This window comes from Streptomyces purpurascens (assembly GCF_045040895.1).
Taxonomy (GTDB): domain Bacteria; phylum Actinomycetota; class Actinomycetes; order Streptomycetales; family Streptomycetaceae; genus Streptomyces; species Streptomyces purpurascens.
The window spans coordinates 83,275-96,437 of the sequence record NZ_CP108341.1 but is presented as its reverse complement, the minus strand read 5'-3'; the positions used below and the strand labels follow the sequence as shown (position 1 = coordinate 96,437).

Below are 13,163 nucleotides of genomic sequence, written 5' to 3'. Positions count from 1 at the left end.
ACGAGGCCGTGAACGATGCAGCCTGGGCCGCGATCACTCGCCTGCGCCTCTTAATGGCGACTTCGGGCGTCGCGTTCACCACCCTGGCATGATCAACAGAAGTTGGTTTTGATGTCAGTTTGGAGCCGCCGATGGACATGACCGAGTCCGCGCATGCCCCGCGACTGTCCGCTTACACGGCCGTGGGAACACGACTGTCCCTGTTCAGCGACCGTCGGCTTGAGGATGCGGTGGCCGCCGCGCCGAGCTTCGGCTCCGGTATCGGCGGTAGGTCGGCGGAGATGGAAGTCGAAGGGATACGCGTCTTCGTCAAGCGGGTCCCGCTGACAGACATCGAGTTGCAGCCGGAGCACGTGAGGTCGACCAGAAACCTGTTCGAGCTTCCTCTCTTCTACCAGTACGGCGTGGGGTCGGCGGGGTTCGGTGCCTGGCGTGAGCTGGCCGCGCACATCATGACGACAGGCTGGGCACTGAAGAACGAGTACGCAGGATTTCCGCTGCTGTATCACTGGCGGGTCTTGCCTGACAGTCCCCCTGCCGACTTCATCGACGGGCCCGGAGGTGTTGAGGGGGCCGTAGCGCACTGGGAGGGCTCGCCGGCCGTGCGCCGCCGGCTGGAGGCCATCGGAAGGTCCTCCTTCAGCCTGGTGCTCTTCCTTGAGCACGTGCCACAGACGCTCGCCGAGTGGCTCGGCGACACCCGTGATGAGGCCCTGCCGGAGCCGGGAGGCGAGTCGCCTTATCGATGGGTCGAGAACGCGCTGCTGCGGGGGACAGAATTCATGAGCGCGCGCGGACTGGTCCACTTCGACACGCACTTCGCCAATCTGCTCACCGACGGCCAGTGCGTGTACTTCGCCGACTTCGGACTCGCCTTGAGCCGCGACTTTGAACTCTCAGCGGAGGAGTGCGCCTTCCTCGCTGATCACCTCGTGTACGACCGTTCCTACGCACCGAACCACCTGCTGCGCCACCACCTGCCAGACAACCTGCGTGGTGGCACCGAACACGGGACCTTCCTGCGCGAATGGATCGATGGCAACCACCCCGCCGACGTTCCGCCAGACATCGGCGCGATCATCGACCGCCACGCCCCGCACGCCATCATCCTGGACGACTTCCATCATCGACTGCTTACGCAGAGCAAGCGCACTCCCTTCCCCACGGCTGAGGTTCAGCGGGCCCTGGCTGGCGCATCACGACCAGGGGAGTGAGTGCTGGTGCTCCCGCTCTGGTCATCCGACCGCAACGCGTTCAGCCTGTGCTTTGGTCCGGTCGACGATGGCCGCGCGGAGTCGCATATCGGCCGCTCGCTACTTCGCGACAGCTGATCGGTGCGCAGTGCTCCGGAGCGCTGGTGCTCGCCCGGGTAATCGGGGAAGACACCGCGCGCTTCGGGGCCGCTTGCGGAGGGCCAGGACCTGCTATCCCTCTGGTTGCCCGTCAGCTTGACTTCCTCTGCGTTGTTTCGGCGAAGGCCAGCCCTTGCAGGGCGAGTCGTTGCGTTTTGTATCGCCCTTCGGTCGTGGCCTCCACGTCGAACCCGTGCGCGACCAGCGGTGGATAGCCGATGAGTTCGAGCGCCCGGCTGGGCAGCGCCTGCTGGGACGCCTCTTCCGACTCCCACAACAGAACGGCTCCCCACCGGTTGGTGTCCGGATCGGAGAGCCACATCTTGAAGCGAAGCCCGGGCACCTCGGAGAACGCGGCGACGGATTCCTCACGCAGGTACTCACGCATGGACTCGATGGTCTGTCCGGAGGCGGACAGGTCCCACCAAACGATGTCGGCACGCATAGCGCCCCTTTCTTTCGAGAGCTTTCCGCCCTCCGGGCCGAGATCGGCGCGCTCCTCACCCTGCCCGGGTGACGAGGTCACAGGCGGTCGAGGTGCTGGGGTGGGTGGGGCGGCCAGGGCCCGAGAGCAGGCAGTTCCTCCGCCGCCACCGGTGAGACCACGGGCGTACGTCCGGCCAGCCAGGCCGCCAGGTCGCGCACTCCTCCGGTAACCGCCATGCCCGGCGGCCCGTCGCCGACGGACCACTGGCGGCCCACGTCCTCGGCATGAACGCGAGTTCCTGCCGGAAGGCGGCCGAGGAGGAAGTCGATGGCGTGTGCGGCCAGGTCCTCGGGCCAGTCGTCGGGCCGCACGCCGAGTTCCAGATCGACCATGTGGATCCATGCCTCGCGCCAGCGTGCGAAGACGGTGGCGGCAAGGTCCGCGTCGCGGAACGTGACGGGTCGGCCCCAGTCCACGTCGGTGGCGCGTGCCCAGAATGCCTCCAGCCCGGCCGTGTGCGCGGCGAGTTTTGCACGGTGCTCGGCCGCGCTGCGGCCCGCCGTCGTCTCGATGATCGCGTTGCGCTCGTCGACCCCGCCGTCGTAGCCCGCTACGAGTTCACCGCGCAGGGCATGTTCCGCGATGCGGGCGAACATGCGCGCGTTGTCGGTGAGATGCGCGAGGACGTGGCCGCGTGACCAGCCCGGAAGCGCGGATGCCTCGGTGACCTGCTGGTCGCTCAGTCCGGCGACGAGCCTTTCCAGTGTCCGGTGGGCTTGGATCACTGCGGTGACGGGAGGGCGCATGACCGTCTGCCCTACCGGGCCGGGGTCTGGTCGAGGCTCGGCGGGGCCTGGGCAGCGAGTTCTCTGAGGGGCTCACCGCTCAGCCGGCATACTCGCCACTCGTCGAGGAAGTCCACGCCGAGCGACTTGTAGAAGTCGATCGTCGGCTCGTTCCAGGCCAGGACCCACCATTCGAAGCGCTCGTAGCCGTTCTGCCGGCAGACCGCGGCCAAGGTCGCGAGCAGAGCCTTGCCGTATCCTCCACCTCGGGCGTGCGGCCGTACGTAGAGGTCCTCCAGGTGCATGCCGCGCGTGCCGGTCCAGGTCGAGAAACGGGGGAACCACAGGGCAAACCCCACGGCCTCACCCGTCTCGTCGTCCTCGGCGATCAGTGCGAACGCAGCGGGATGTTCTCCGAACAGCGCCTCGCGGAGCTGCTCCTCGGTCGCTCGGGCCTGCTCAACAGCCCTCTCGTATGCGGCGAGTTCGCGGATCATCGCGCGGATCTCCGCGATGTCGTACACAGTGGCGGCCCGGATCATGCCGGAGATCATCGGCCACCGTACCGAGCCGTGTCCATCCGATTCCGCGCCTTCTCCGCGGCGTGAACCCGACCGTTGTCCTCCCCTCCACGGACGACCTGCGGAACACGTCCGCAGCGGGGCCGACAAAAGCCTTGTGGCGCATCAGCACGCTTGGCGATGCTGCCTCGATGCTGACTTCCGTCCTTGCGTTCGTCGGTGCGGCCTTCCTGATCGCCATGGTCCCAGGGCCAAGCACGGTCGTGATCCTGCGCCGAGCGGTGGTGAACGGCCGGAGGACCGGCATGGCCACGGTCCTGGGCAACGAGTGCGGGGTGCTGCTATGGGGCCTCGCCGCGGCCTTCGGTCTCTCCGCCCTGCTGCTGGCCTCGCAAGTCGCCTACGACGTCACCCGGATGACCGGCGCCGCGGTGCTGGTGTGGATGGGAACGCGTGCCTTGTGGCAGGCGAGGCGAGCTCGACAGCCGGACCAGGGATCAGCGGAAGGCGCCGCGGTGTCGCTTCGGCGGGCGTTCAGGCAGGGCCTCGTCACCAACTTCGCCAATCCAAAGGCCGGCGTGTTCGCCGTGTCCTTCCTGCCGCAGTTCGTGCCGCATGGAGCCCCTCTTCTCCCGACGCTGCTCGCCTTCTCGGTCATCTGGGCCGTGGTCGACTTGATCTGGTATCTGCCGTTGGTCTGGCTGGCGGGACGTGTCGGACGAGTGCTTCAGCGGCAGTCCGTCCGGCGCCGGATGGAACAGGTCTCCGGGGCGGTCTTGATCGGGCTGGGGGTGCGTCTGGCTACCGAGTCCTAGAAGCCATTGCGGCATCGGCCCGACCTTCACGGTCGCGGACACCGCCTCCGCACAGATCACCACCCCCGGCGGCGTCCTCGCCATCGACCCCAACCAGGCCGCCGCAGGGCGCGGAGTGGGATCGGGCACCGGAGGTGCGGGCCGCGTCAACTCCTCGCGCGCTGGGCCGCATCCCATGACTGCTGCTGCCAGAACAGCACGAGGAAGAGTGCCAGGAGAAGGCCGTCGGACAGCGGCTGCCCCTCGTCATGCAGCTGCACGCGAACGGGACGTGTGCCGAGTCGGTCGTAGAAGATCCGGAGCGGGCCGATGGCACGAACCCGGCTGCCGCCTCTGTCGTACTCCAGCTCATAAGGTCCGAGGCGCAGCAGTCGATTGCCGAACCTGCTGCATTCACAGGTCCACTGACCGACGGTGCGCGGCAGGACGGACCACCTGCTGTAGGTGATCTCGATATCGCCCACGGCGCGCAAAGTCGTACTGAACCGCTGGTACTCGAGCGTCCATGACCCCAGGGCGCGTGGTGTGCTGTCCAGCCACTCCCTTCGGCCGTAGGAGACCTCCACGTCGCCGATGCTGCGCAGCAGCCCCTTCTTGTACGTCAGCTCGACGTCCATGTACGCCTCACCTAGGCGCTGCGCGGCCGGCGCCCGGACGTCTTCTTCGCCGCGGCCTTCTTCGCCGCCGTCTTCTTCGCGGCGCTCTTCTTGGCCGGCTGCTTCTTCGCGGTCTTCTTCGGCATCTCGTGCACGTCGGCGTCCTCGCCGCGCGAGGCCCTGGCCTTCTCCACGGACGCGTTCAGGGCGGCCATCAGGTCCACGACCTTCCCCGGCTCCGACTCCGGCTCCTGAAGCTTCGGCGGCTCACGGTTCTCCCGCTTCGCTTCGATGATCTGCTCGAGGGCCTCGGTGTAGGTGTCCTGGAACTCCTCACCCTCAAGGTCCTCGCGGGTCATGCTGTCCATGAGCGCGAGGGCGCCGTCGATCTCCTCGTCGCTCAGCTCGACCGGCGGCGGCAGCAACTCCTCCGGCGACCTGACCTCGTCAGGCCAACGCATCGCATGGAGCACGATGGCGTCCTCGCGGACCCGGAGCAGCCCGAGGCGCTCGCGGCCGGACCAGGCGTACTTCGCGACGGCCACCTTGCTGGACCGTTCGAGGGCCATGCGCAGCAGCTTGTACGGTTTCGCGGCGACCTGACCGCTCGGGACCAGGTAGTAGCCCTCGCCGATCTTCAGGGGGTCGACGGAGTCCAGCGGCACGAACGTGACGATCTCGATCGCCTTCGCCGTCGGCAGCGGCAGGTCCCGCAGTTCCTCGTCGCTGATCGGGATGACCTGCTCCTTGGTCAGCTGGTAGCCCTTGCCGATCTCGCCCTGGTCGACCTCGCGGTCCTCGATCTCGCAGTACTTGCGCACCCGCACCCGGCCCATGTCCTCCAGGTGGTACTGGTGGAACCTGATCGAGTGGTCCTCGGTAGCGCTGGCAGCCGAGATAGGAACGGTGACCAAACCAAAGCTGATCGCGCCGCTCCAGATGTTTCGGGGCATGACAGACCTCCGCAGCTACCCCGAGCAACACCAGGCTATGAGGACAACTGCCGCCGCGCACGTGCACGTGCGCCCGGGGCGCAGGGGATGGGATGCCCGGTCTCTCGTAGCCTTCGTATCCGAGGACCGCCCGGACGAGCCGTAGGGGAGCGGCGCAGGGCCGGGCGATTCTGCTCGGCACTCAGGCGGGAACGCCGGCCCGGTCCAGGACAGCGGCCATCTCGTCCTCGGGGAACGCCGGGTTGGCACCCGCGCTGGAGGCCAGTTCAGGGACGTGAAGCGCCTCGCGGAGCCGGTGGAGCGGGAGGCGCGGGTCGCCGACCGCCGCCTGGCACGTCCAGACCGCCGGGTCATGGCTCAGCCGTTCGATCAACGTGGGTGTGGCGGCCGGGTCCCGGACGGCCAGCCGACGGTAGTTGCCGTCCGGGTGATCCGCGTAGCGCGCGGCGAGACCCTCGCGGGGGAAGCGGGGGTGCGTCTCCGCCATCCAGGCGGAGAACGTGCCACCGAGCCGCGCGTACACACGCATCAGGACCTCCTCCGGGGTGTCGGGGTGGTACATGCCCAAGAGGTCCTCCACCACCGGGTCCTCGGTGCGCGCGAGCAGGCGTATGAGGTCGGGCGGCAGGTGAGGGCTCTGGGCGACGGTGCGCCGGAGCAGCGGGTGGGCGGAGGTCGCGGCCCGTCGCAGCACCTCGGGGTCGGCGAGCCCGTCCCGTACCCACCCCACGTCCCCCCTGGCGAAGGCCTCCACTGTGAAGTCGATCGACATGCGTCGTGTCTCGTCCAGTTCAGGCCTGAGGGAGACCGCGAGCCGTACGGACTCGTCGGGGTCGACGGCGAGCCGCTCCACGAGGTCGGTGGGCAGCGACGGGTTCTCGGCGAGGGCGGCCAGGTGCGTCCGCTCGGCGACACACCGTTCGGCGTCGGCGCGGTGGAAGAGCCCACGGCGCAGCACCTCGGCGGCGGACGTCGGATCGTGGAGGAGTTCGGCGGTGAGGCGTGCATCCCGTCGGCACTCCCGCAGCGTGGCGACCCGCCGCACCTCGGGGTCGGGATCGGCCAGCAGTGCCGACCGCACGCCCGGCGGCAGCTTCTCCCATGCGCGCGCGGCGCTCCGGCGCGCTGCCGGATCGCGGTGCGTGGCCAGCGAGGCCACGAACGACGGCACCAGATGGGGCGAGTCCAGCAGAGCCGCCCGTACGGAAGGGTCGGGGTCGTCGAGCAGGCGGGCGCACACGTCGTCCGGCAGCGGCGCGACCGTCGTACGCGGGGTGCGCCATTCGGGTCCGTAGGCGAGAGCGGCCCGCACCTTGGGGGAAGGGTCGTCCACGAGCCGGGCCCGCTGCGCGGGCTCCGCCCTGGGGCTCATCGCGAAGTCGATCCGAGCGCCCGGGTCCGGGTGAGCCAGGATCACCGCGACGGCCGGCTCGGGAAGTCCAGCCCGCTGGAGGGCGTGACGGGGCGGGCCGTCACCGCCGCCGTCGAAGGCGAGCAAGCGCAGCAGCAACGGTGTCGACAGCGCCGGGTTGCGGGCGACTCCGTCCAGCGCGGACGCGTGGAACGCGACCATGATTCCCCCACCCCTGTGTCTCCGTCGGCTGGTCCGAGACCATGATCCCCCTACGCCCGTCAGGCCGTCAGGCCGTCTGGCGGTCGGGCCGTCATGATCGGCCGGACAGCACCTGGTCGACGTCCGACCGCCGACGCTCTGGCCGCGCTCGCCGACCCCGCCGGGCCCGGACGATGTCGCCGAAGGGCTCGTACACCACTGGCGCATGCCTGACCGGCGGTATGGCGCGGAGTGGGATCGGGCGCCGCAGGTGCGGACAGCGATCGAGGAGTTCAGCCGGCTCGGGGCCACGCAGTTGGTACGCCTCTGATGAGGATCTCCGATTCTCCACCGCGGCTCGGTTGATCGACCAGACTTGCCCTTGATTCCCAACGGAGGAGGGACGGCAAGCATGGCGGGCAGCGCACTTCTGGTGATGGACGTCCAACGGGACGTGGTGGCCATCGCCGACGATGGTTCTGGATATCTGCCGCGCTTGCGCAGGGCGATCGACGGTGCCCGGGCTGCCGGCATCCCCGTGATCTACGTGGTGATGGGGTTACGGCCGGGCGATCCAGAAGTCAGTCCTCGCAACAGGGTGATGGCGAATGTCGTGCGGGCCGGCCTGTTCACTGAGGGGGCCCCTGGCACCGAGATCCATGACGACGTCGCGCCCCGGCAGGGCGACGTGGTGGTTACCAAGAGGCGGGGGAGCGCGTTCTCGGGCAGCGACCTCGACTTGGTACTCAGGGCTCGCGATATCGACAGCCTTGTTCTCACCGGCATCGCCACCAGCGCTGTGGTGCTGTCCACTCTGTGGCATGCCATCGACCTGGACTTCGGCCTGACTGTCCTGGCGGATGCCTGCCTCGACACCGACCCCGAGGTGCACACGATGCTGACCGAGAAACTGTTCCCGCAGTGGGCAGATGTCGTCGCCGTCGAGGACTGGCTCAAAGCCATCACACCGCAATAGCGGGAGGCCGCCCGGGCATCACGACGGATCGCCGCGTACAGATCGACCTTGTCTGGGGGGTAGGGGACGGACATCGCCGCGATGGCCACGACGTCCCCGCCCTGCCCGTTCCCTGCCCGCCTGCTGGGCCCGTCCGCACCGGTGCAACGCAGTGGCCAGGCTGTGCACCGGTGACGGGTGCTCGGGTCGCCTCTGAAGGTCAGCCAGCGCCCGGCGCAGCGGGTCGAAAAGCTGCTGGGGCCACGGAGTGCCACCGGTCAGGATGCGGCCGATCGGGGGGTCGGGCAGCGATGTTCGGCGCCGTGAGCTCGCATGGTCAGCACATGATCAGAAGATGTGCACGACATGACCCCTCCTCCTGACAAGGAGTCTTCAGGTGAGACTTGCAGGTATCAGAGGTCGACTGGCCGCAGTGACGGTCGGCACCGCGCTCGCTGCGGGAACCATCCTGCTCGGCGCTTCGACGGCCCACGCCCAACCCGTCCAGCCGAGCCCGGTCCGGCCCATCGCTCTCTTCCCGCCGGACCCGGTCCGGCCCATCGTCAGGCAAGCCATCGGCTTTTTCCCGCCGGACCCGATCCGCCCCATCGTCAGGGAAACCATCGGCTTCTACCCGCCGGACCCGATCCGGCCCATCATCAGGCAGGTCTTCGGCTTCTACCCGCCGGACCCGGTCGAGCCGCCGGCCCCCATCGAAACGGATGACTAAAGGCGAGGACACCCCGCCCGTGGCCTGAACCGAACCGGGGTGGCACCGCAGGACGCCAGCGGTGCCACCCGGCCGGGTAGCCCAAGGCATGTGAGCGGATCACGAGCCGGGTCCGGCGGACGGGCGCAGGCCGCAACCCAGATCCACCGAGCCGACGGGGCTCGGCCACGAGCGACCGCTGATGTGCAGAACCCATCACCGCTGCGTCGCGATCGGACAGGGCGGCTGTCGTCGTGAGAGTGCGGTCAGGCCGCGAACGAGACAAGCAGCTCGTTGTACTGCTTGGCGGCGGTGGTCAGGTCGTTTTCGAAGAGGCCGAAGGCGGTGCCGTACAGCTTGACCATCGGCTGGATGTCGAACTGGCACAGCCGCAAGGTGGCGTGCCAGTTGCTGAGAAGCGTCTCGATGGTGGCCTGGTTCGAGCCTTCGGGGGTGTAGTGGTCGGCGGGGACGCCGGCGGTGACAGCGACGACGGCCTTCTTGCCAGCCAGTGAAATGGGCGTACGGATGCAGGGTGGCCGGGCTGGTCAGGAGACATCGCCGAGGCGTCAGATCACCGGTCGATGCTGGCCATGTTCGCCTCGTCGTGGCGCTCGCCCGCGGCCGGCGTGAGGTTGTTCAGGCGGTCGAGCTGAGCGGGGCTGAGTTCGATGGCGTCGGCGGCGGTGTTCTCTTCGACGCGTGTGACCCGCCGGGTCCCGGGGATGGGGGCGATGTCGTTGCCGCGGGTCAGTAGCCATGCCAGCGCGGTCTGTGCCGGGGTGGCTCCGATTTCGGCGCCGATGGCCTGCACTTCGTCGACGATGCGCAGGTTGCGCTGGAAGTTCTCGCCGGTGAAACGCGGGTTGGTCTTGCGCCAGTCGTCGTCGGCGAAGTCCTCGACGGTGCGGATCTGCCCGGTCAGCAGGCCGTGCCCGAGCGGGGAGTAGGGGACGAACCCGATGCCGAGCTTGCGCAGCAGCGGGAGGATCTCGGCCTCGACGTCGCGGGTCCACAGCGAATATTCGGTCTGCAGCGCGGCCACCGGGTGCACGGCGTGTGCGCGGCGGATCGTGTCGGGACCGGCCTCGGAGAGTCCGATGTAACGGACCTTGCCCTCGGCGACCAGCTCGGCCAGCGCGCCGATGGTCTCCTCGATGGGTGTGTCGGGGTCGACGCGGTGCTGGTAATAGAGGTCGATGTGGTCGGTGCCGAGCCGCAGGAGCGAGCCTTCGACCGCGGTCCTCACGTTGGCGGCGCTGCTGTCGATGACGCCGGGGCCGTCGCCGGCGTGGGAGACGAGGCCGAACTTCGTCGCGAGGACGACATCGTCGCGCCGGCCCTTGATGGCCTTGCCGACGAGTTCCTCGCTGTGGAAGGGGCCGTAGATCTCGGCGGTGTCGATGTGGGTGACCCCGAGGTCCAGGGCCCGGTGGATGGTGCGGATCGACTCGGAGTCGTCGAGCCCCCCGCCCGTGGTGTAGACGCCGGCCATGGTCATGGCTCCCAGGCCGATGCGCGAGACATCGAGCCCGCCCAGTGATACGTGCTTCATCAGGTACTCCTTGTGTAGTGGCCGTCCGGCCCGGTCGGTGGGGCATGGCCTGCGAGCGCCGGGATATTCGAGCTGGCCGCTGTCAGCCGGGCGACGCTGCTGTTGCCAGGGAGGGGCGGCGCGGATCCGTAGGCGAATCGGCTGTGCCAGATCAGTGCTCCTGGGCCGCCGGTTCCAGGACGAGGACCGGGATCTCACGATCCGTTTGTTTCTGGTATTTCGTGTAGTCGGGGAACGCCTCGACGGCTCGGGCCCACCACACGGCTTTCTCCTCGTCGGTCACCTCGCGTGCCAGCATGTCCTGGCGCACCGGGCCGTCCTGGAGTTCGACTCGGGGGTCGGCCACCGCGTTGTGGTACCAGACCGGGTGCTTGGGGGCTCCTGCCATGGAGGCGACCACGGCGTAGACGCCGTCGTGCTCCACGCGCATCACCGGGGTCTTGCGGATCTTGCCGCTCTTCGCGCCCAGGGTGGTCAGGATGACGACGGGCAAGTCCCGGAGCTTCTCGTCTTCTTCTCGTGCGACCAGGACACTCAGCGTCGTTCCCTGCGTACCGCCGGAGGTTTCGTACAGGTCCACCTGGTCACGTACAAACTGCGCCTTGCTCGGCTCGTACTCGCCTTTGAGCGGCATGTTGCCTCTCTCCATGCTGTCGAAGATTGCGCCCGGCAGGGTCCTCCGCCTCAGCCTGGGGCGCGCGGTGTGCTGCTCAGGCGTGGGCGTTGTCGTAGGCCAGGGCGCCGCCCAGGTCGCGGGAGGCGTCGGCCTGGGTGAGGAGTTCCTTCGCCTTGGCCTCGGCGGCCTCGATGGCGTCCGCGCCGGCGACGAAGCGCGGCAGGGGCCTGTCCTGGTCGGCGATGGTGAGCAGGGCGCGGGCGAGCTTGACGGGGTCGCCGGGCTGCCGGCCGTTCATGCTCTTCATGCCCTCGATCCGCGGGGCGGTGCGCGGGGCGTAGTCGTCGATGGAGAGCTCGGGCCAATGGGTGGAGCCGTCGACGAGGAGTTCGGTGCGGAAGTAGCCGGGCTCCACGATGGTGGTGTGGATGTTGTACGGCTCGACGTCGTAGCGCAGGGACTCCATCCAGCCTTCTTCGGCGAACTTGGAGGCGGCGTATGCGGAGGTGAATTCCATGCCGACCAGGCCCGCGGTCGAGGTGATGGTGATGACGTGGCCGGTGCGCTGTGCTCGCATGAGGGGCAGGACGGCGCGGGTGACGTTCATCGGGCCGAAGAGGTTGGTCTCGAACTGCCGGCGCATCTGCGCGGGCGAGATCTCCTCGAAGTAGCCGGTGTAGAGGTTCCCGGCGTTGTTGATCAGGACGTCGATCCGGCCGAAACGGTCGCCGGCTGCCTGCGCGGCGGCCTCGGCGTCCTCCAGGCTGGTGACGTCCAGTTTGGTGACCAGCAGGTTGTCCTGCGGCCCGCCCAGTATTTTCTCGACCTCCTCCGGGCGGCGGCCGGTGGCGACGACCTGGTGGCCGGCGGCGAGGGCCTCCCGGGCGATGTCGCTGCCCAGGCCGCGTCCGGCACCGGTGACGAGAATGACCTTGCTCATGGGGGAATTCCTTTCAGACGCCGTGATCCGGCACCTGGTGTGTGCGGGGGAACGCGTGCGGCACCGAAAGCGCCGACGCGGGACCGGGAGTCCGGCGGCGCAAGCGCCGCCCTTCCGGGCCCTTCACACCACCCTGGGCGGTGCACCACCAACAAAAGCCGCTGTCACGCGAGTGTGGGAGTCCCTGATGAGGGGGTCACTGACAGGGACCCCCGACGCGGCGGAAGCGCTCGTAGAGTGAAGCGCATGGCAGGCAGGAACGACCCCAAAAGCAGCAACCGCGACATCCGTGATGACTTCCGTGCGGAGATCCGGGAATTCCTGGGCACGCGAAGGGCCAGGGTCACCCCCGAGCAGGCCGGACTGCCCCTGTACGGCGGAGAGCGCCGACGGGTCACCGGCCTGCGCCGCGAGGAGGTCGCTCTACTCGCGGGCATCTCCAGCGAGTACTACACACGGCTGGAGCGCGGCAACGCCACCGGAGTCTCCGAGAGCGTCATCGAAGGCATCGCACAAGCACTTCAGCTCGACGAGGCCGAGCGGCTCCACCTGCTCGACCTCCTGCGCGGCGCCGGCACGACCCGTCCACCACGCCGCCGGCCGGCCCAGCAGCGCGTTCGGCCCGCGGTCCAGCGCGTCCTCGACTCGATGGCCGGCACACCCGCGTTCGTCCTCAGCGGACGCGGAGACATCCTGGCCGCCAACACCCTCGGGCGCGCTTTGTTCTCACCCGTCTACGCCGACCCGGTGCGGCCGCCGAACAACGCCCGGTTCGTCTTCCTCAGCCCGCACGCCGCCGAGTTCTTCCGCCACTGGGACGAAGTCGCCAATGACACGGTCGCCATGCTGCGCGCCGAGGCCGGCCGCGATCTCTACGACCGGCGGCTTTCGGACCTGATCGGGGAGCTGTCGACTCGCAGCGAGGAATTCCGTCGCCGCTGGGCGGCCCACAACGTCCGGATGCACACCACGGGCGTGAAGCTCCTCCATCACCCGGTCGTCGGCGACCTCGACCTGCCCTTCGAAACCTTCCCACTCGGCGACGGCCCCAGCCAGTTCCTCCTCACCTACACCGCCGAACCCGCCTCACCCACTCAGGACGCCCTGAACCTGCTGGCCAGCTGGGCCGCGACCAACCAAGACATCGAGCAGTCCGCTCTGAACAGCGACTCCGAGTCGGCCGACTCGGCCGGGACACCCGACTGAACGACGAGCCACGCGGTCGATCCGGGGACTTCGCCGGCCTGGAAGGGCGGCGAAGTCGGCGTGGGCCTGCTCGACGGCTTCGGGGGTATGCCTGGCGCTTGGAGTGTTCGGCGAGCGCCCGGTAGATGCTGGCCACCGTGGGGCTGTGTCCCTCGCGCTTTCCAGTGGGGATGATCAGGTC

General features: G+C 68.7%; 15 protein-coding genes. 5 read left to right on the top strand and 10 right to left on the bottom strand.

Annotated features, from left to right (window positions below; genetic code table 11):
• Nucleotides 1-131: 131 nt before the first annotated feature.
• Nucleotides 132-1,214, top strand: a complete 1,083-nt coding sequence (locus OHU35_RS00515) for a protein kinase family protein (RefSeq protein WP_405504117.1) — start codon at nt 132-134, stop codon at nt 1,212-1,214.
• A gap of 229 nt (nt 1,215-1,443) precedes the next feature.
• Here OHU35_RS00515 and OHU35_RS00510 read toward each other — a convergent pair whose 3' ends face one another.
• The 3 genes from OHU35_RS00510 to OHU35_RS00500 form a co-directional block, all read right to left on the bottom strand.
• Entirely contained in the window at nt 1,444-1,797 is a 354-nt protein-coding gene (locus OHU35_RS00510; protein WP_189729643.1) for a YdhR family protein, read from the bottom strand.
• Between the two features lie 77 nt (nt 1,798-1,874).
• Nucleotides 1,875-2,564, bottom strand: coding sequence for a maleylpyruvate isomerase family mycothiol-dependent enzyme (locus OHU35_RS00505; RefSeq protein ID WP_359896204.1), 690 nt, complete (start codon nt 2,562-2,564; stop codon nt 1,875-1,877).
• A gap of 32 nt (nt 2,565-2,596) precedes the next feature.
• Nucleotides 2,597-3,106 carry a GNAT family N-acetyltransferase gene (locus tag OHU35_RS00500; protein WP_359896283.1) on the bottom strand — a complete coding sequence of 170 codons (510 nt, stop codon included), beginning with the start codon at nt 3,104-3,106 and terminating at the stop codon, nt 2,597-2,599.
• A gap of 170 nt (nt 3,107-3,276) precedes the next feature.
• Between OHU35_RS00500 and OHU35_RS00495 the strand changes: the two genes are divergently transcribed.
• The gene (locus OHU35_RS00495; protein ID WP_405509146.1) at nt 3,277-3,900 is read left to right on the top strand and encodes a LysE family translocator; all 624 of its coding nucleotides are present in this window, start codon (nt 3,277-3,279) and stop codon (nt 3,898-3,900) included.
• A gap of 146 nt (nt 3,901-4,046) precedes the next feature.
• Here the strand turns inward: OHU35_RS00495 and OHU35_RS00490 are convergent, their stop codons facing one another.
• The 3 genes from OHU35_RS00490 to OHU35_RS00480 all read right to left on the bottom strand — a co-directional run bounded on the left by OHU35_RS00490 (nt 4,047) and on the right by OHU35_RS00480 (nt 7,022).
• Complete coding sequence (locus OHU35_RS00490; protein ID WP_189729639.1) at nt 4,047-4,517, bottom strand: hypothetical protein; 471 nt, start codon at nt 4,515-4,517, stop codon at nt 4,047-4,049.
• A gap of 11 nt (nt 4,518-4,528) precedes the next feature.
• Entirely contained in the window at nt 4,529-5,449 is a 921-nt protein-coding gene (locus OHU35_RS00485; protein WP_405504116.1) for a Ku protein, read from the bottom strand.
• Between the two features lie 181 nt (nt 5,450-5,630).
• Nucleotides 5,631-7,022: a Mucin-2 gene (locus tag OHU35_RS00480; RefSeq protein ID WP_405504115.1), complete on the bottom strand. Its 1,392-nt coding sequence runs from the start codon at nt 7,020-7,022 to the stop codon at nt 5,631-5,633.
• A 391-nt stretch (nt 7,023-7,413) separates the two neighbouring features.
• Here OHU35_RS00480 and OHU35_RS00475 point away from each other — a divergent pair, with 391 nt between their 5' ends.
• Nucleotides 7,414-7,977, top strand: coding sequence for a cysteine hydrolase family protein (locus tag OHU35_RS00475; protein ID WP_189730808.1), 564 nt, complete (start codon nt 7,414-7,416; stop codon nt 7,975-7,977).
• Nucleotides 7,978-8,389: 412 nt separating this feature from the next.
• On the top strand, nt 8,390-8,686 hold the full coding sequence (locus OHU35_RS00470; protein WP_405504114.1) for a hypothetical protein: 297 nt from the start codon (nt 8,390-8,392) through the stop codon (nt 8,684-8,686).
• A 245-nt stretch (nt 8,687-8,931) separates the two neighbouring features.
• On the opposite strand, the gene OHU35_RS00465 is transcribed toward OHU35_RS00470, so the two are convergent.
• From OHU35_RS00465 to OHU35_RS00450, 4 genes are all read right to left on the bottom strand, one after another.
• Nucleotides 8,932-9,177 carry an NAD(P)H-dependent oxidoreductase gene (locus tag OHU35_RS00465; protein WP_229873552.1) on the bottom strand — a complete coding sequence of 82 codons (246 nt, stop codon included), beginning with the start codon at nt 9,175-9,177 and terminating at the stop codon, nt 8,932-8,934.
• A gap of 62 nt (nt 9,178-9,239) precedes the next feature.
• Nucleotides 9,240-10,220 (bottom strand): aldo/keto reductase, encoded by a 981-nt coding sequence (locus OHU35_RS00460; protein WP_405504113.1) that lies wholly within the window; start codon nt 10,218-10,220, stop codon nt 9,240-9,242.
• 151 nt (nt 10,221-10,371) lie between these two features.
• Nucleotides 10,372-10,854: a nitroreductase family deazaflavin-dependent oxidoreductase gene (locus OHU35_RS00455; RefSeq protein ID WP_359896199.1), complete on the bottom strand. Its 483-nt coding sequence runs from the start codon at nt 10,852-10,854 to the stop codon at nt 10,372-10,374.
• A gap of 76 nt (nt 10,855-10,930) precedes the next feature.
• Nucleotides 10,931-11,776 carry an SDR family oxidoreductase gene (locus tag OHU35_RS00450; RefSeq protein WP_405504112.1) on the bottom strand — a complete coding sequence of 282 codons (846 nt, stop codon included), beginning with the start codon at nt 11,774-11,776 and terminating at the stop codon, nt 10,931-10,933.
• 246 nt (nt 11,777-12,022) lie between these two features.
• Here OHU35_RS00450 and OHU35_RS00445 point away from each other — a divergent pair, with 246 nt between their 5' ends.
• The gene (locus OHU35_RS00445) at nt 12,023-12,982 is read left to right on the top strand and encodes a helix-turn-helix domain-containing protein (RefSeq protein WP_405504111.1); all 960 of its coding nucleotides are present in this window, start codon (nt 12,023-12,025) and stop codon (nt 12,980-12,982) included.
• Nucleotides 12,983-13,163: the final 181 nt, after the last annotated feature.